A 14,960-nucleotide genomic window follows, 5' to 3' on the forward strand; every position below is an offset into this window, starting at 1 on the left:
ATACGGCGTCAGCACTCCGTCGGTAACAAGTTTTTGGAAAGGACCGTTGACGGACCATGAATCTGTTTGCCCTGGTACTCATCGTGCTGTTGGTTTTCATGACCCTGGTTTTCGCTGTGGCGCTGCAGCGCAAGGACAACAGCATCGTCGATATCGCCTATGGCCTAGCTTTTGTGCTTGCCGGCTGGAGCGCCTATCTGGCCTACGGCTCGGGCCACCCCCGGCAGATCCTGATCCTGAGCCTGGTCACGGTCTGGGGGGGGCGGCTTGCCGGGCACATCTTCTGGCGCAAACGGGGTGAGCCGGGTGAGGATTTCCGTTACCGCAAGTGGCGGGAAGAATGGGGGGACACCGTTGTCTGGCGCAGCTTCCTCCAGGTTTTCATGCTTCAGGGGCTGGTGGTGTTTTTCGTGGCCCTGCCGCTGCTGGTGGTCATCCATCAGCCCGGCGGAGAACTCGGCGGGTTCGATCTGCTCGGGGTGCTGGTCTGGCTGATCGGTTTTGGCTTCGAGGCGATCGGCGACTGGCAGCTGCTGCGCTTCAAGAAAGAGCCGGGCAACCGTGGCAGGATCATCCAATCCGGGCTCTGGCGTTACACCCGGCACCCCAACTACTTCGGCGAGGCGACCCTCTGGTGGGGGGTGTGGTTGATCGCTGTGGGGAGTCCCTACGGCTTCTTTGCCGTGCTCAGTCCGCTGCTCATCGATTTTCTGCTGTTGAAGGTTTCCGGGATCCCGATGCTCGAAGCCAAATACGAAAACAACCCAGAATTCGCCGCCTACAAGGAGCGAACCAACGCCTTCTTTCCCTGGCTCCCGAAAACCGGCAGAGGAGAGGGCCATGACTGAAGCCAAGGAAAGATCACTGAATATCGCCGTGATCGGAGGAGGTGTCGCCGGCATTCTGGCCGCCTACCTACTGCAGCAGCGCCATCAGGTCAGCCTGTTCGAGGCCAACGCTTATCTGGGAGGCCATACCAACACCGTTGAGATCCCCGATGGCCCGGATGCCGGGCTGGCGGTGGATACCGGGTTTATCGTCCTCAATGACGTCACTTACCCGTTATTCCAGAGGTTTCTCGGCAGCCTCGGCGTCCCGACCCGCGACGCGGAGATGTCCTTCGGTTTTCAGTGCGCAAAAACCGGTCTGGTCTACGCCGGCAATAATCTTGGCGGGCTGTTCGCCCAACGTCGGAATCTGGCGAGTCCAAGATTCTGGAGTCTATTGTTCGAGATTGCCCGCTTTGGTCGCCTGGCCCGTTCGGAGCTATTTGCGGGATGCGTGCCCCAGGTGACCCTCGGCGATTACCTGCGGCAAAACCGATTTTCATCTTTCATGATCGAAAACTATCTGCTGCCGATGGCGGCGGCTATCTGGTCAACCCCGGCGCTGCAGGTGGCCGATTTTCCAGCGGAAACTTTCCTGCGCTTTTTCAGCAATCACGGTTTGCTCTCTCTTCGCAACCGGCCGCAGTGGAAAACCGTGGTCGGCGGAAGCTACAGCTACGTCAAGGCCTTTTGCAAGAATTTCCGCGGTCGCATTGAGCTTGGGGCACCCGTCGCGAAGGTGTTCAGGGGCCCCGAAAGGGTTCGGGTACGTTTTCACGACGGTGCCAGCCAGGACTTCGACCGGCTGGTGGTCGCCAGCCATGCGGACCAGGCTTTGAGGCTGCTGGGCGATCCGAGCGAAGAGGAAACGCGGCTGCTCGGTGCCTGGCGCTACCAACTCAATCGCACCGTTCTGCATACGGATGATTCCCTGCTGCCGAAGCTGAAAAGCGCCTGGGCGGCCTGGAATTTCACCCGTGAGTCGGGGGGCGATGACCAGCGGCCGGCCTTCGTCACCTACTACATGAACCTGCTGCAGGGGTTTCACTCCCGGAAACATTACTGCGTTACCCTTAACCGCCGCCAGCCCTTTGCTCCTGAATCGGAAATCGCCGAGTTCGATTATCACCACCCTCAGTACACTTTCGAATCCCTGGCCACCCAGCCCCACCTGGCCAGGCTCAACGGTCGGCGCCAGACCTGGTTCTGCGGCAGCTACTTCGGCTACGGCTTTCACGAAGATGCGGTGCGTTCGGCCGTGGCGGTCGGCCGGGATTTCGGAGTCGACCTATGAAATCGTTGATCTACCAGGGCGAAGTCAGTCACTCCAGGATGTCACCGGTGCAGCACAGTTTTCGCTACCCGGTCTATTTCTATGCCTTCGATCTGGATGAACTGTCGGAGTTGGAACGGCATACACCCCTTTTCGGCTACAATCGCCTGCGCCCGGTTGCCATCCACGATCGTGACTACCTGCAGCCGGGAGAAGCTCCCCTGCGGGAGAAAATCGGCACCGTGCTGCGCGAGGCGGGGTTCGCCTGCGCACCGCGGCGCGTGGTCTTGGTCACCGCCGCCCGCTATTTCAATTACGTTTTCAACCCGATCAGTTTTTTCTATTGTTACGGTGACGCCGGACAGCTGCTTTGCGTGCTGGCGCAGGTCAGCAACACCTTCGGCGAAATGCACCTCTACCTGCTGGACAGTTCGCAGTCCGATCCGGCGAAATCCGGCCTGGAATTTTTCACTGAAAAGCAGTTCCATGTCTCGCCCTTCTTCCCTCGGGAAGGCACCTACCGCTTCGAGTTGACCGAGCCGGGGGAACGGCTCGACAACAGCATCCATTACCATCGTCAAAAGCAGCTGTCTCTGGTCGCCCGCATTCAGGGCCGGGCCAGGCCCCTGACCAGCGGCAATCTGCTGCGCACCATCGTCAGTCACCCTTTCAGTGCCGCCCTGACCATGCCCCGCATTCTCTGTCAGGCGGCCCGCCTCTATTGGCAAAGGAGGTTACCCGTGTACACCAAACCGGTTCCCGACCATGCCATGACCATTCGGCCCGTCCCGCCCGCGCCGCTCGACCGGATCGGCCAACGCGTCTGCTTCAAGTTCTTCTCGCGGCTTCCCCAGGGCGAGTTGCACCTCAGCCTGCCCGACGGCAGCCGCCACAGCTTCGGCCGGCCCGGGGAAAACCCCTTGCTACACCTGGCCGTGCGCGAATACCGCTTCTTCCGGCGGGCTCTTTTTTCGGGAGATATCGGTTTCGGCGAGGCCTATGCGGACGGCGACTGGGCCAGTGATGATCTGCCCGGTCTGTTGACCCTGCTGGCGGCCAACGAAGCGGTGATGGATGACCGAAGCCTGGTCACGACCGCCTTCGGTCGCTGGATCAATTACCTGCGCCATCTGCTGCGCGTCAACACGCTCAGGGGGAGCTCTCGCAACATCCGCGAGCACTACGACCTGAGCAATGAATTCTTCGCCACTTTCCTCGACCCGACCCTGACCTATTCCTCTGCCCTGTTCCGGGATAACGCCGACAGCCTGGAGCAGGCCCAGTTGCAAAAGCTGCGCACGATCATCGAAAAAGCCGGGCTCGGTTCCGAGGATCATGTGCTCGAAATCGGCTGCGGCTGGGGCAGCTTTGCCATCGAGGCGGTGCGCCGGACCGGCTGCCGGGTCACCGGCATCACCCTGTCCCGGGAGCAGCTTGGCCTTGCCCGCCAGCGAGTGCGCGAAGCCGGGCTCGAGGAACGTATCGACCTGCAGCTGCGCGACTATCGGCAGGTCGAGGGACGCTATTCGAAAATCGTCTCCATCGAGATGCTCGAGGCCGTAGGCCACGCCGGGCTGAAATGCTTTTTCGCCGCCTGCGACCGGGCCCTGGTGCCCGGAGGCAAGGCCGTCATCCAGGTGATCACCATCCCCGATCGCAAATACGACGCCTATCGGTTCAGCTCCGACTGGATTCGCAAGCACATCTTCCCGGGGGGGCACATCCCCTCGCTGGGCGCCCTGGCCGGTTCCATGGCTGCCGGTTCGCAACTGAATCTCGCCAGCCTGGAACATTACGGTCTTGACTATGCCCGGACCCTCGACGGCTGGCGAAGGAACCTGCTGGCCAGGCGAGAGCAGGTGTTGGGGCTCGGCTACGACGAAGCGTTCCTGCGCAAGTGGGATTACTACTTCGCCTACTGCCGGGCAGGCTTCGCGGCCCGGATCATCGATCTGGCCCAGCTGGTTCTCTACAAGCCGGAGAGAGGGTGAGGACGGTGCCCATGCTCTCCCTCGGTGCCAGCAGATTGCTCAATGTCACGCTCTACCAGCTCGGCTGGTTCTGTTGCGTGCTCGGGGGCGCCTGGGGATACCCGCTTGCCGGTGCCATTCTGGCCCTGCTGCCGGTTCTGGTGCATCTGCTGTTGGCAGAGTCCCGCGTTGCCGAACTCTCCCTGATGCTGGTGGCCTGTCTGCTTGGAGTCCTCGTCGACAGTGCTCAGCAGGCCCTGGGCGTGTTCACCTTCCGGGGCAGCCCCGACTGGCCGCTCTGGCTTCCGCTGTGGGTTTTTATCATCTGGGCGCAGTTCGCCACCCTGTTTCACTACGCGCTTCATTGGCTCGCGGGGCGCTATCTGCTCGGGGCGCTTCTGGGCACGGTTGGCGGGCCTCTGGCGTATTCGGGCGGGGTGCGACTGGGGGCGGCCGAATTCGGGGAAAACCTTCTGTTCAGCCTCGGTTCGCTGGCAGTGGTCTGGTCGTTGATGACCCCGCTGCTGATCTGGCTGGCGTCGCGTATCGGGGGCAAAGCTGCCAGCTACCGCCAGCGGCCCTGGTCTCGGAGGAGACGCGATGAAACTCAGTGAGATTTCGCTACAGCTTGGAATACTACTGCTGATGTTGCTGGCGGTCCCCGCGAACGGGCAGGGCAAGGTGATCAGCGGAGTCGAGTTTGAAGATTGGATCCTGGTCGGCGGGGAGCCGCTTCAGCTCAAGGGGGTTGCGGTGCTGACCTGGGGCATCGTTTTCGACGTCTACGCCGGCGCCCTGTATCTTCCCGGGAATGAAACCGGGCGGGCATGGCGTGGCGATATCCCCAAACGTCTGGAACTCGCCTATTTCCGATCGTTTGCGGCCGAAGACTTCGTCACGTCGTCAGAGCGCCTGCTGCGGGATCAGCTTTCGGAGAGCGAATACGCCGCTCTTGCCGAGAGGCTCACTGTTTTCAATCGCCTGTATCGAGGGGTGCGTGCGGGAGACCGCTACAATCTCACCTATATCCCCGGGGTCGGCACGCAGCTTCGCCTCAACAACGAGCTGCTCGGCGGCGTGGAGGGGCACGACTTCGCCCAGGCCTATTTCGGCATCTGGCTGGGTGAACGGCCGATCAGTTCCACCTTCCGCGACCGGTTGCTTTCGGAAAGTCCCCCTTGAGAACCGGCTCAAGTTATCCAGGATTCGGCTCAGGGCAGTTTTTCCAACGCCTCCAGCAGCTTGTCGTTATCCGGGACTCCTATCTGGATCGAGCGAATGATCTGGCTTTGATCGATGACGTAGGTGATTCTTCGCGATCCGTAGAGGTTTTTCAAGGTTCCGTCGTCAGCGATCAGCGGAAAGGTGATGTCATACTCCTGGCTGAATTTACGATGGGTTTCCAATGAATCCGAACTGACGCCCAGCACCTGGGCGTTGAGCTTTTCGAACCGGGAGAGATCCCGCTGAAAAGCCTGCATTTCCCCGGTTCAGACCGGAGTGAAATCCGCATAGTAGAGGGCAAGCACCACCGGTCCGCCCTCCAGCGACTTTTCCAGAACGATCGGGCCTCGGGTGGATGTGGCTTCGAAATCAGGAGCCCGTTCTCCCACCCCCAACGCGAATGCCGATGAAAAGCTGCAGCAAAATAGCAACATGCCCAGAAAATAGCTCCCTAGTCCTTTCATCTTCCGCTCCTTTTTCTATCGTCAGCCGCCTGGTTTTAAATTGTGTCTAACAGCCTAACAAAAGCATTTCTTTTTGCCACAATTTGGTCAGGCGCTGTCTCCAGAACGCAGCTGTCGTTGAATGCAGGAATCAACCAAATGGTCTCTTGGCATTTCCTGTTCTAAAATAAGGTCGATGATCAGGTCTGCGCGGTCGGTTACTACAAGTAACTCCCAGGCGATATCGGGCAACAAAGAGGGCGCCACCCACTGGGGGATGGCGCCCTCTTTGTTTTTTGAAGTAAAATGTGTGGCTGGTCCGGAGCTATTCGGCCATCACGAACTTGCCGTCCTTGACCTGAACGATGACCATGGAGTCGACCCCCAGGCCGTTGTGGTCCTCGGCGGTGATGTTGTAGATCCCGGAGATGCCGACGTAGCCCTTGGTCTTCTCGATTTCCGCGCGCAGCGCCTCGGGGTCGGTGCCGACCTTCTTCATGGCCCCGGCGACGATCATGATGGCGTCCCAGGCGTAGCCCGAATGGGTGTTGATCGGGAACTGCTTGTCGTAGCCCTTGGCCTTGTAGAGGCGGATGAACTCCTGGATGACCGGCTTCTGCGGATCGCTGTCGGCGAGCTGGTCGGCGACCATCAGCTTGGTGGCGGGCATGCGGTCGCCCTCGGCGGCCTTGCCGGCCAGCTCGATGTACTTGGGATCGGGCAGGCCGTGGCACTGGAAGAGCGGCACATCGATGCCGAGCTGGGCCTTGTTCTTGGCGACGATGGAGCCGGCCGGTCCGATGGTCCAGGCGATCAGGGCCTGGGGATTGACGTTTTTCGCCTTGGTGAGCTGGGCGGTCATGTCGGTGTCGCGGGTGCCGAAGGACTCCTCGAGGAGGATCTCGATGCCGTACTGGGAGGCCAGCTTCTGCATCCAGCGCTGGCCGTCTTTGCCGAAGCCGTCATCGGCGATGAGCAGGGCGACCTTGGTCAGCCCCTTCTCCTTGAGGTAGATGAACAGCCGCTCAACGGCGGTGCTCGAGCGCTGGGGAGACTTGAACACCCAGTCGAAGGGGCCGAACTTCTCGCCGCCCATGATCACCGGGTCGCCGCCCACGGTCATGAAGATCGGGGTCTTCCCTTCGTGGGCGATCTTCTTGACGTTCATGCCGGTGTCGGTCAGGGTCGGGCCGATGATTGCCGCCACCTTGTCCTTGTAGATAAATTTCTTGGCGATGGAGGCCGCCTTGGCCGGGTTGGCCTCGGTGTCGCCGATTTCCAGCGCCAGCGGGCGGCCGTTGATGCCGCCTTCGGCGTTGATCTTGTCGACCACCATCTCGGCGACCAGCTTGGTCGGGGTGCCGATGAAGGCGGCTCGGCCCGAGAGGTCGAAGAAGGCGCCGAGCTTGATCGGTTCGGCGGCCAGCGTCGGGGCCGCCGCCAGCACGAGGGCGGCCAGAATTGCCAGCATTCGTTTCATGATGTTCCTCCCTGAGTCAGAATATTCAACTGCTGGTTATTACCACTAAGATCACGAAGATCACGAAGAACAGGCGAATGAAAACCGTTGAATACCTCGATAGAAGATGCTGGATCAAACAATCTCGTCCTGGATCCGGCTGTCGAACACCCGCTGGCTCTTTCGCTCGGAGCGGGGCAGGCTGCCGTAATCGACCAGTTCGATGGCGGCGGTGACCAGCAGCTGCTTCTTGATCTGGTGCAGAGTCTCGTGAATCAGCTCGGGGGAGCGCGAGGCCGCCACCCCCTGGGCCCGCTCGATGACCAGGCGCATGTTGTCGCGGCCCGAGCCCTCCTCGCGGGTCAGGTGGATCTGGTACTCGGAACCGAGCCCGGGGACCGCCGAGAGGATGGTGTCGATGCTCGAGGGGTAGATGTTGACCCCGCGGAACTTGATGGTGTCGTCGCTGCGCCCCTTGATCCGCGAATGGCGGGGCAGGGGCGAGCCGCAGGAGCAGGTCCCGGGGATGATGCGGGTGATGTCGCGGGTGCGGTAGCGGATCAGCGGCGCCCCTTCCTTGCACAGGGTGGTCACCACCATCTCTCCCCACTCGCCCTCGGGAACCGGCTGCAGGGTTTGGGGGTCGACGATCTCGAGGATGTAGTAATCCCCCCAGTAGTGGATGCAGTCGTGCTCGGGGCACTCGATGCCGGTGCCGGGACCGTAGAGCTCGGTGAGCCCGGTAATGTCGAACAGCTCGGCGCCACCGAACAGTTCGGAGACCTTCTGGCGCATCGAGCGGCTGGAGCGCTCCGAGCCGTAGATGATCTTGTTGACCGCGATCTTGTCGGCGATGCCGCGGCGGTGGATCTCCTCGGCCATCAGCAGGGCCATGGAGGCGGTGGAGCAGAAGACCGTCGACTGGAAGTCGAGCAGAAACTGGATCTGCATGTCGATGTTGCCCGGACCGACCGGCACCGCCAGGGCGCCGATCTTCTCGCAGCCGAGCTGAAAGCCCATGCCGGCGGTCCAGACGCCGTAGCCGACGGCGATCTGCACCCGGTCGAGGGGCGTGACCCCGGCCATCTGGTAGCAGCGGGCGAAGAAATGGGTCCAGTCGTCGAGGTCTTTCTGCGTGTAGCAGAGCACCTTGCGCTTGCCGGTGGTGCCCGAGCTGGCATGGACCCGCACGATCTGCTCGAAAGGGACCGCCCGCAGCGGGAAGGGGTAGCCCTCGCGCAGGTCGTCGGCGGTGGTGAAGGGGAGGCGGCGCAAATCCTCGAGGGAGCGGATGCTTTCCGGGGGCGCCCCGGCGGCCTCGAGCCGCTCGCGGTAAAAGCTCGAGCCCTCCCAGGCATGGCGCACCGTCCACTGCAGGCCGGCCAGTTGATGCCGCTGCAATGCTTCCTCGGAGGCGAAGGCGGGCATGAAATTCTGCTGACGCATATCGGGTTTCTCCAGGCGGATGTTGGTCAGGCCGGCCGCGCCGAGGCGGCTGGCCGCGGGGTTGTCGTGGCTGGCGGCGCCGAGAAAGGCGGCGCGCAGGGCCGGGTCGCCGAGCAGATCGGCGCTGGCGCCGTGTTCGACGATGCGGCCGTTGGCCAGCAGGTAGGCCTTGTCCGAGGCTGAGAGGGCGCGGGCGGCGTTCTGCTCGACCAGCAGGATGGTGGTGCCGGCCCGGGCCAGTTGATGGATGATGGCGAAGATCTCGTCGGTGATCAGCGGCGCCAGCCCCAGGCTCGGCTCGTCGAGCAGCAGCAGCCGGGGGCGGGCCATCAGCGCCCGGCCCATGGCGAGCATCTGCTGCTCGCCCCCCGAGAGGGTTCCGGCGAGCTGGGCGCGGCGCTCCTGCAGCTTGGGAAAGCGGGCGAAGACCTCCTGCTTGCCGGCGGCCAGCTCCTTTTTCGGCAGCTTCAGCGCCAGCCCGCCGAGTTCCAGGTTCTCCTCCACCGAAAGGTGGGCGAAGACTTCCCGCCCCTCGGGAGAGAGGGCGAGGCCCCGGCGCACCATCCAGGCCGGCGGCCGGCCGCTGACCAGTTCGCCGTCGAGGCGGATTTCCCCGCCGCTCGGCTTGACCAGTCCCATCAGGCACTTGAGCAGGGTACTCTTGCCGGCGCCGTTGGCTCCGACCAGGGCGACCGTCTCGCCCTTGCCGACCTCCAAGTCGAGGCCGAACAGGGCCTGGGCGGCGCCGTAGTGGGCGGTGAGATTGGCGATTCTCAGCATCAGGCGGTGGCCTCCATCTTGCCCAGGTAGGCTTCCAGCACCAGGGGGTTGCGGCGCACCTCGGCGGGGGAGCCGGCGGCGATGCAGCGGCCGCTGTCGAGGACCACCACCTGGTCGGCGAGCCCCATCACCAGCTCCATGTCGTGTTCCACCAGCAGCAGGGTCTGCCCCTCGCGGCGCAGGCGGCCAAGCTGCTCGCCCACTGCCGCGGTCTCGTCGGCGTTCAGCCCGGCCACCGGCTCGTCGAGCAGAACCAGCCGCGGGGTACTGACGCAGGCGCGGGCCAGCTCGACCCGCTTCTTGTCGCCATAGGCGAGGATCGAGACCGGCAGCGCCGCCTTGTCGGCCAGGCCGAAGCGGTCGAGGGCCTCGAGGGCCCGCAGTTTGAGCTGCCGCTCCCGGTGGCGCAGGTAGGGCAGGCGCAGCATGGCCATCACCATGGAGCGCCCGGCCTCGCAGGTCAGGCCGGTGAGGACATTGTCGAGCACCGACAGCCGGGGGAAGAGTTTGAGGTTCTGGAAGGTGCGGGCAATGCCGAGCCGGGCGATGTGGTGCGGCGCCATTCCGGCGAGTTCGGCCTGGCCGAAACGGATCGATCCCGCGCTCGGCGCGAGGACGCCGCTGATGCAGTTGATCAGGGTGCTCTTGCCGGCGCCGTTGGGGCCGATCAGGGCGGTCACCTGCCCCTTTGGGACGGTGAAGCCGACCCCGTCGAGGGCGGGCAGCCCGCCGAAGCGTTTACCGACTCCCTCAAGCTGCAGCATTTTTCCCCCTGCGCAGGGCCAGCCGCAGGCGCAGCTGGTCGGCCACCCCGGTCACCAGCCCCTGGGGCAAAAACATCAGCACCAGCACCAGGATACCGCCGTGAACGAAGTCCTTGTAGGTCTCGAAGATATCGATCCACTCGGGGAGCATGGTGAGCAGGCCGGCGCCGAACAGCGAGCCCCAGATCGAGCCCATGCCGCCGACCACCACCATGATCGCGAAATCCGTGGAGGTGAAGATGTCGAAGGAGTCGGGGCTGATGAAACCGTAACAGTGGGCGAAGAGGCTGCCGGCCAGCGAGGCGAACACCGCGGAAAGGACGAAGACCTGGACCTTGGCCCGCCGAGTGTCGACTCCCAGGGCCGCGGCCGCCGTCTCGTCGCCGGACAGCGCCGCCAGCCCGCGACCGACCCCGCTGCGCACCAGATTGAGCGCCAGCAGCAGGCAGGCCAGGGTGAAGCCCCAGACCAGGTAGTGAAAGCGCACCTCGCTGTCGAAGGCGAAGTCGCCAATGGCCAGGGGAGGCATACCGTAAAACCCGCTCGGGCCGCCGGTGACCTCGTCCCACTGGAGCAGCAGGGTATGCACCACGAAATTGAAGCCGAGGGTCGCCATGGCCAGGTAATGGCCGGAGAGGCGCAGCACCGGAACCCCGAGCAGCAGGGCGAACAAGGCGACCAGCAGCGCCACCCCGAACATGGACGGCCAGGGCGGCAGGTCGAAGGTGACCGTGGCCAGCGCGGTGCCGTAGGCTCCCAGCCCGAAAAAGGCGCCGTGCCCGAGGGAGATCTGCCCGGCGAAGCCGATGAACAGGTTGAGGCCGAGGACGATGATGGCGTGGATGGCGATCAGGTTGGTCAACCCGAGGGTGTAGGGGTTGTTTTCGAAAAGCGGGAACAGGGCGACCGCCAGGGTAAAGAGAAATACCCCCAGGCCGGTGCGGTGCAGATAAATAAAATAAAAGATTTTTTCTTTCGCGGTCATGGACAATCTTCCGTAGGGGCGACCTATTGGTCGCCCAGGGCGAGGCATGCCTTGCCCCTACGCTTCCATCCCTTTGCGGAATGCCGCCAGGTTCTGCTCGAGAAATTTTGCCGGGGCCAGGGCGCGGATCGCCCGTTCGCAGTCCTCCACCGTGCAGAACAGCGCCTGGCGCTTGAGGGCCAGGCCGAGCAGCACCAGGTTGGAGAGGACCGGGTTGCCAAGCTCGCGGGCGGCGCCGGAGGCATCGACCCGCTCCCCGTCGCCGGCCTGGTCCGCATTGATGAACAGCCGGCCGTCGGCTTTAAGCAGGGGGCGATGCACCGGGAGGTTGGCATCCCACAGCAGCAGTCCGACATCGGCCTGGCCGGCGCGGATCAGCGGGCTGGCGAAGGGGCCGACCTTGATGGTCGAGAGCACGGTGCCGCCGCGCTGGGCCATGCCGTGGGTTTCGGCGGTGAGCACCGGCAGGCCCAGGTCGACCGCCGCCTGGGCGATGACCCGGGTGAGAAACAGGACCCCCTGGCCGCCGATGCCGCTGACGATGATCTGCTGCTTCATGAGCGCTTCTCCTTGGTGATGGCATCGACCGGGCAGGAGGCGATGCAGGTGCCGCAGCCAACGCAGCGGTCCTGGTTGACCAGGGCCTTGCCGGCCTGCTCGTCCATCAGCAGGGCCGGGCACTCGAACTGGTCGACGCAGCGGCGGCAGCCGATGCAGGCCGCGTTGACCTTCACCAGGAAGCGCTCCTGGCCCTTGGCCACCTGGCGGTCCATCAGGCAGCCGTGGCGGGAGATGAGCACCGCGACGCCGCCCTCGGCGCTGCGGGTGAAGTCATCCGCCCGGCGCAGCAGTTCGCTGAAGCGCGGCTGGTCGTAGGGGTCGCAGACCTCGAGAAAATCGACCCCGCAGGCGCGCACCAGCGGTTCGATGGCCACCGCCCTGGTCTGGCCGCCGCCGGCGGCGATGCCCAGGTGCGGCACCGGCTGGCCGCCGGTCATGGCGGTGGTGGCGTTGTCGAGAATGACCACGATGATCCTAGCCTGCTGGATCACCGCGTTGATCAGGGCCGGGATGCCGGCGTGGAAAAAGGTCGAGTCGCCGATGGTGACCACGATGGTCGGCACCTCGCCGTTCTGGGCGTAGGCCTGATAGAAGCCGGCCCCCTGGCTGATGCAGGCGCCCATGCAGTGCACCGTGTTGACCGCCCCCAGGTTCATCCCCAGGGTGTAGCAGCCGATGTCCGAGGGGAAAATCCCCTTGGGGAAACACTGCTTGATGCTGAAGAAGGCGGCGCGGTGCGGGCAGCCCGGGCAGAGCGAGGGGCGCTGGCCGCGGCGCTCCGCCGGCGGTTCCCCGGGCTGCGGCAGCTCGAGAAACGCCGCCAGGGCCTGGTGGAGCACATCGGGGGTCAATTCCCCCTCGCGGGGGACCGCGCTGTTTTGCTTGCCGCGGGCGCCGGGATGGGCCAGTTGCAGCTCGATGACCGGGTAGGTCTCCTCCAGCACCAGCAGCCGGTCGTAATCGACCCGCAGGCGCTCGCTGAATTCTGGATTAAGCGGGTAGGGCATGATGACCTGGAACAGGTCGACGCTCCCGGCCAGGCCGAGCTCCTCGAGCAGGTCGACCAGGTGGCCGTAGACGATCCCCGAGGCGACCAGCGCGGTGCGCGGCCGGCTGCCGTCCCCGGCGGTGAAGCGCGGCTGCAGCGCGGGCTCGGCGGCGATCTGTTCGAGCTTGGCGTTGAGCTTCTTGTGCAGCGCCGGCAAAAAGGCCGGGGTCGCCGCCCAGCGGGTCGGGTCCTTCTGGAAATCGGCTCGCCGCTCGAGGACCAGCGGTTCGGCCAGCTCCACATTCTGCCGCGAATGGCAGATGCGGGTGGTCGGGCGCAGCACCACCGTCACCTCGTACTTCTCCGACAGGTCGAAGGCGGCCGGGATCAGCTCCTTGGCCTCGGCGGGGCTGGCCGGGTCGAGCACCGGAACCCGCGCCTGCAGGCAGAACAGCCGGGTGTCCTGCTCGTTCTGCGAGCTGTGCGGGCCGGGATCGTCGGCGACGATGGTCACCATCCCCCCCTTGACGCCGAGGTAGGCGGTACGCATGAACGGGTCGGCGGCTACGTTCAGCCCGACCTGCTTCATGACCGTGGCGGCGCGCTTGCCGGTGTAGCTGGCGGCCAGCGCCACCTCGAAGGCGATCTTCTCGTTGACCGACCACTCGACGTGCAGCGCTTCGACGGCCTCGGAGCGGCGGTCGATGACCGCCTGGAGAATCTCGGTGGAGGGGGTTCCGGGATAGGCCGTGGCGATCTGGCAGCCGGCCTCGATCAGGCCGCGGCCGATGGCCTCGTTACCCATCAACAGTTGGACTTCGGTTGGTTTCTTCATCCTATCCTTCATTTTCCAAGCAGGCCTTTGGGGCGAACGAAAAGCACCAGCAAGAGCACCACGAAGGCCACAACGTCCTTGTAGGCGCTGGAGAGATACCCCGCCGAGAGCGACTCGAGCAGGCCGAGGCCGACCCCGCCGAGGATCGCCCCCGGGAAAGAGCCGAAACCGCCGAGAATTGCGGCGGCGAAGCCCTTGAGGCCGAGCAGCACGCCGACATCGTAGCTGAGGGTGGTGATCGGTGTCACCAGAACTCCGGCCAGGCCGCCCAGGGCGCCGGCAACGGCGTAACTGGTGAGCCGCACCCGGCCGGCAGGGATGCCGACCACTGCGGCGGCGGTGGGGTTGGAGGCTACGGCGCGCATCGACAGGCCGAGGGGGGTGCGGTAGAAAAACCAGGTCAGCAGGCCGATGGCCGCGACGGTCAGGGCCAGGATCCACAGCGCCTGGGGCAGGACGGTGGCGCCGAGGATGCGGATCGGCTCGTCGGGGGTCAGCGGCGGCAGCGCCATGCGGTTTTTCCCCCAGGCGAGCTTCATGACCCCGCGCAGGATGATCGACAGGCCGACGGTGAGAAAGATCAGCACCAGGTGATGATCGGAGCGGGAAGGACGCAGGCCAAAGCGCTCAATCAGCATGGCGGCCAATGCCACGCCCGCGACCGCGAGCAGCAGGCCGGGCAGCATCGGCAGGCCCAGCGCGAACAGGGCCGAAAACATCAGCATGCCGCCGAGGGAGACGAAATCGACCTGGACGAAATTGACGATTCCCATGGTGTTGTGCACCACGCAGAATCCCAGGGCGATCAGGGCATAGATGGCGCCGCTGGTCAGGCCGGAAAAAGTGAATTGGAGGAAATCCTGAAGCAAACCACAACCCCTTCAGCAGAGAATCCGTTGAAAATACCCCAATCGGGGGCGGTTTGAGAAGAATTAATTTGCCTTTTGGCCGTTCTTTCGGTAGAACATCGAAGCTTTCCCGGGCTGTCTGGGTACCTGGCAAGGCTTGCCAAAGCGCCCGGTAAATAGGCCGTTTTCGGCGGGGAAATTTTTTTTTTGATTTTGCTTGACTCCGGTTTTGTTCTTTGTTAAAAATCAGGCCCTCTTCGATGGGGTGTCGCCAAGCGGTAAGGCACTGGACTCTGACTCCAGCATTCCTAGGTTCGAATCCTAGCACCCCAGCCAAACAGAAAACGACGGAAGGCGAGCTTCCGTTTCGATATGCGCTCATCGTCTAGCCTGGCCTAGGACACCGGCCTTTCACGCCGGCGACGGGGGTTCGAATCCCCCTGGGCGTACCATTATCAGCCTGCCTGAGGGCAGGCACATGGGCGGAGCGTCAGCTCCGCCTTTTTCTTTTCCCCTCCCGATCCCCGCTTCCGGTTGCCCGGTTATTATCCTCTGTT

The 14,960-nt window shown here is 63.9% G+C and carries 14 protein-coding genes and 2 tRNA genes; 7 read left to right on the forward strand and 9 right to left on the reverse strand.

The window, feature by feature from the left end; translation table 11 throughout:
- Positions 1 to 56: 56 nt before the first annotated feature.
- Genes DESUT3_RS10240 through DESUT3_RS10260 form a run of 5 tightly spaced genes read left to right on the forward strand, consistent with a single transcriptional unit; the run spans position 57 to position 5,252 of the window.
- Complete coding sequence (locus DESUT3_RS10240) at positions 57 to 848, forward strand: DUF1295 domain-containing protein (protein ID WP_221252381.1); 792 nt, start codon at positions 57 to 59, stop codon at positions 846 to 848.
- Positions 841 to 2,121 (forward strand): NAD(P)/FAD-dependent oxidoreductase, encoded by a 1,281-nt coding sequence (locus DESUT3_RS10245; protein ID WP_221252382.1) that lies wholly within the window; start codon positions 841 to 843, stop codon positions 2,119 to 2,121. Before DESUT3_RS10240 ends, DESUT3_RS10245 begins: the two co-directional genes overlap by 8 nt.
- Positions 2,118 to 4,091 (forward strand): DUF1365 family protein, encoded by a 1,974-nt coding sequence (locus tag DESUT3_RS10250; protein ID WP_221252383.1) that lies wholly within the window; start codon positions 2,118 to 2,120, stop codon positions 4,089 to 4,091. The genes DESUT3_RS10245 and DESUT3_RS10250 overlap by 4 nt, the downstream gene beginning before the upstream one ends.
- A gap of 11 nt (positions 4,092 to 4,102) precedes the next feature.
- Positions 4,103 to 4,684 (forward strand): DUF2878 domain-containing protein, encoded by a 582-nt coding sequence (locus DESUT3_RS10255; RefSeq protein WP_221252384.1) that lies wholly within the window; start codon positions 4,103 to 4,105, stop codon positions 4,682 to 4,684.
- The gene (locus DESUT3_RS10260; protein WP_221252385.1) at positions 4,671 to 5,252 is read left to right on the forward strand and encodes a chalcone isomerase family protein; all 582 of its coding nucleotides are present in this window, start codon (positions 4,671 to 4,673) and stop codon (positions 5,250 to 5,252) included. The genes DESUT3_RS10255 and DESUT3_RS10260 overlap by 14 nt, the downstream gene beginning before the upstream one ends.
- Positions 5,253 to 5,281: 29 nt before the next feature.
- Here the strand turns inward: DESUT3_RS10260 and DESUT3_RS21220 are convergent, their stop codons facing one another.
- From DESUT3_RS21220 to DESUT3_RS10305, 9 genes are all read right to left on the reverse strand, one after another.
- A complete protein-coding gene (locus DESUT3_RS21220) occupies positions 5,282 to 5,551 on the reverse strand; it encodes a redoxin domain-containing protein (protein WP_221252386.1) in 270 nt (89 codons plus the stop codon).
- Positions 5,552 to 5,560: 9 nt separating this feature from the next.
- Entirely contained in the window at positions 5,561 to 5,758 is a 198-nt protein-coding gene (locus tag DESUT3_RS21225; RefSeq protein ID WP_221252387.1) for a thioredoxin domain-containing protein, read from the reverse strand.
- A gap of 304 nt (positions 5,759 to 6,062) precedes the next feature.
- Positions 6,063 to 7,217 carry an ABC transporter substrate-binding protein gene (locus tag DESUT3_RS10275; protein WP_221252388.1) on the reverse strand — a complete coding sequence of 385 codons (1,155 nt, stop codon included), beginning with the start codon at positions 7,215 to 7,217 and terminating at the stop codon, positions 6,063 to 6,065.
- A gap of 114 nt (positions 7,218 to 7,331) precedes the next feature.
- Positions 7,332 to 9,422: an ATP-binding cassette domain-containing protein gene (locus tag DESUT3_RS10280; RefSeq protein WP_221252389.1), complete on the reverse strand. Its 2,091-nt coding sequence runs from the start codon at positions 9,420 to 9,422 to the stop codon at positions 7,332 to 7,334.
- Positions 9,422 to 10,186 carry an ABC transporter ATP-binding protein gene (locus DESUT3_RS10285; RefSeq protein ID WP_221252390.1) on the reverse strand — a complete coding sequence of 255 codons (765 nt, stop codon included), beginning with the start codon at positions 10,184 to 10,186 and terminating at the stop codon, positions 9,422 to 9,424. Before DESUT3_RS10285 ends, DESUT3_RS10280 begins: the two co-directional genes overlap by 1 nt.
- On the reverse strand, positions 10,173 to 11,171 hold the full coding sequence (locus tag DESUT3_RS10290; protein WP_221252391.1) for a branched-chain amino acid ABC transporter permease: 999 nt from the start codon (positions 11,169 to 11,171) through the stop codon (positions 10,173 to 10,175). The genes DESUT3_RS10285 and DESUT3_RS10290 overlap by 14 nt, the downstream gene beginning before the upstream one ends.
- A 57-nt stretch (positions 11,172 to 11,228) precedes the next feature.
- Complete coding sequence (locus tag DESUT3_RS10295) at positions 11,229 to 11,729, reverse strand: 2-oxoacid:acceptor oxidoreductase family protein (RefSeq protein ID WP_221252392.1); 501 nt, start codon at positions 11,727 to 11,729, stop codon at positions 11,229 to 11,231.
- A complete protein-coding gene (locus tag DESUT3_RS10300) occupies positions 11,726 to 13,555 on the reverse strand; it encodes a thiamine pyrophosphate-dependent enzyme (RefSeq protein ID WP_221252393.1) in 1,830 nt (609 codons plus the stop codon). The genes DESUT3_RS10295 and DESUT3_RS10300 overlap by 4 nt, the downstream gene beginning before the upstream one ends.
- A gap of 8 nt (positions 13,556 to 13,563) precedes the next feature.
- Positions 13,564 to 14,424 (reverse strand): branched-chain amino acid ABC transporter permease, encoded by an 861-nt coding sequence (locus DESUT3_RS10305; protein ID WP_221252394.1) that lies wholly within the window; start codon positions 14,422 to 14,424, stop codon positions 13,564 to 13,566.
- Between the two features lie 240 nt (positions 14,425 to 14,664).
- Here DESUT3_RS10305 and DESUT3_RS10310 point away from each other — a divergent pair.
- Positions 14,665 to 14,739 (forward strand) — tRNA-Gln (locus tag DESUT3_RS10310).
- A 38-nt stretch (positions 14,740 to 14,777) separates the two neighbouring features.
- Positions 14,778 to 14,855, forward strand: a tRNA-Glu gene (locus tag DESUT3_RS10315).
- Positions 14,856 to 14,960: the final 105 nt, after the last annotated feature.

It is taken from the genome of Desulfuromonas versatilis (assembly GCF_019704135.1).
In the GTDB taxonomy this organism is placed as follows: domain Bacteria; phylum Desulfobacterota; class Desulfuromonadia; order Desulfuromonadales; family NIT-T3; genus Desulfuromonas_A; species Desulfuromonas_A versatilis.

Bases quoted from the DNA above. Each gene is read 5' to 3' on its own strand.
- DESUT3_RS10240 (WP_221252381.1), top strand. From the start codon at position 57: ATGAATCTGTTTGCCCTGGTACTCATCGTGCTGTTGGTTTTCATGACC.
- DESUT3_RS10245 (WP_221252382.1), top strand. From the start codon at position 841: ATGACTGAAGCCAAGGAAAGATCACTGAATATCGCCGTGATCGGAGGA.
- DESUT3_RS10250 (WP_221252383.1), top strand. From the start codon at position 2,118: ATGAAATCGTTGATCTACCAGGGCGAAGTCAGTCACTCCAGGATGTCA.
- DESUT3_RS10255 (WP_221252384.1), top strand. From the start codon at position 4,103: ATGCTCTCCCTCGGTGCCAGCAGATTGCTCAATGTCACGCTCTACCAG.
- DESUT3_RS10260 (WP_221252385.1), top strand. From the start codon at position 4,671: ATGAAACTCAGTGAGATTTCGCTACAGCTTGGAATACTACTGCTGATG.
- DESUT3_RS21220 (WP_221252386.1), bottom strand. From the start codon at position 5,551: ATGCAGGCTTTTCAGCGGGATCTCTCCCGGTTCGAAAAGCTCAACGCC.
- DESUT3_RS21225 (WP_221252387.1), bottom strand. From the start codon at position 5,758: ATGAAAGGACTAGGGAGCTATTTTCTGGGCATGTTGCTATTTTGCTGC.
- DESUT3_RS10275 (WP_221252388.1), bottom strand. From the start codon at position 7,217: ATGAAACGAATGCTGGCAATTCTGGCCGCCCTCGTGCTGGCGGCGGCC.
- DESUT3_RS10280 (WP_221252389.1), bottom strand. From the start codon at position 9,422: ATGCTGAGAATCGCCAATCTCACCGCCCACTACGGCGCCGCCCAGGCC.
- DESUT3_RS10285 (WP_221252390.1), bottom strand. From the start codon at position 10,186: ATGCTGCAGCTTGAGGGAGTCGGTAAACGCTTCGGCGGGCTGCCCGCC.
- DESUT3_RS10290 (WP_221252391.1), bottom strand. From the start codon at position 11,171: ATGACCGCGAAAGAAAAAATCTTTTATTTTATTTATCTGCACCGCACC.
- DESUT3_RS10295 (WP_221252392.1), bottom strand. From the start codon at position 11,729: ATGAAGCAGCAGATCATCGTCAGCGGCATCGGCGGCCAGGGGGTCCTG.
- DESUT3_RS10300 (WP_221252393.1), bottom strand. From the start codon at position 13,555: ATGAAGAAACCAACCGAAGTCCAACTGTTGATGGGTAACGAGGCCATC.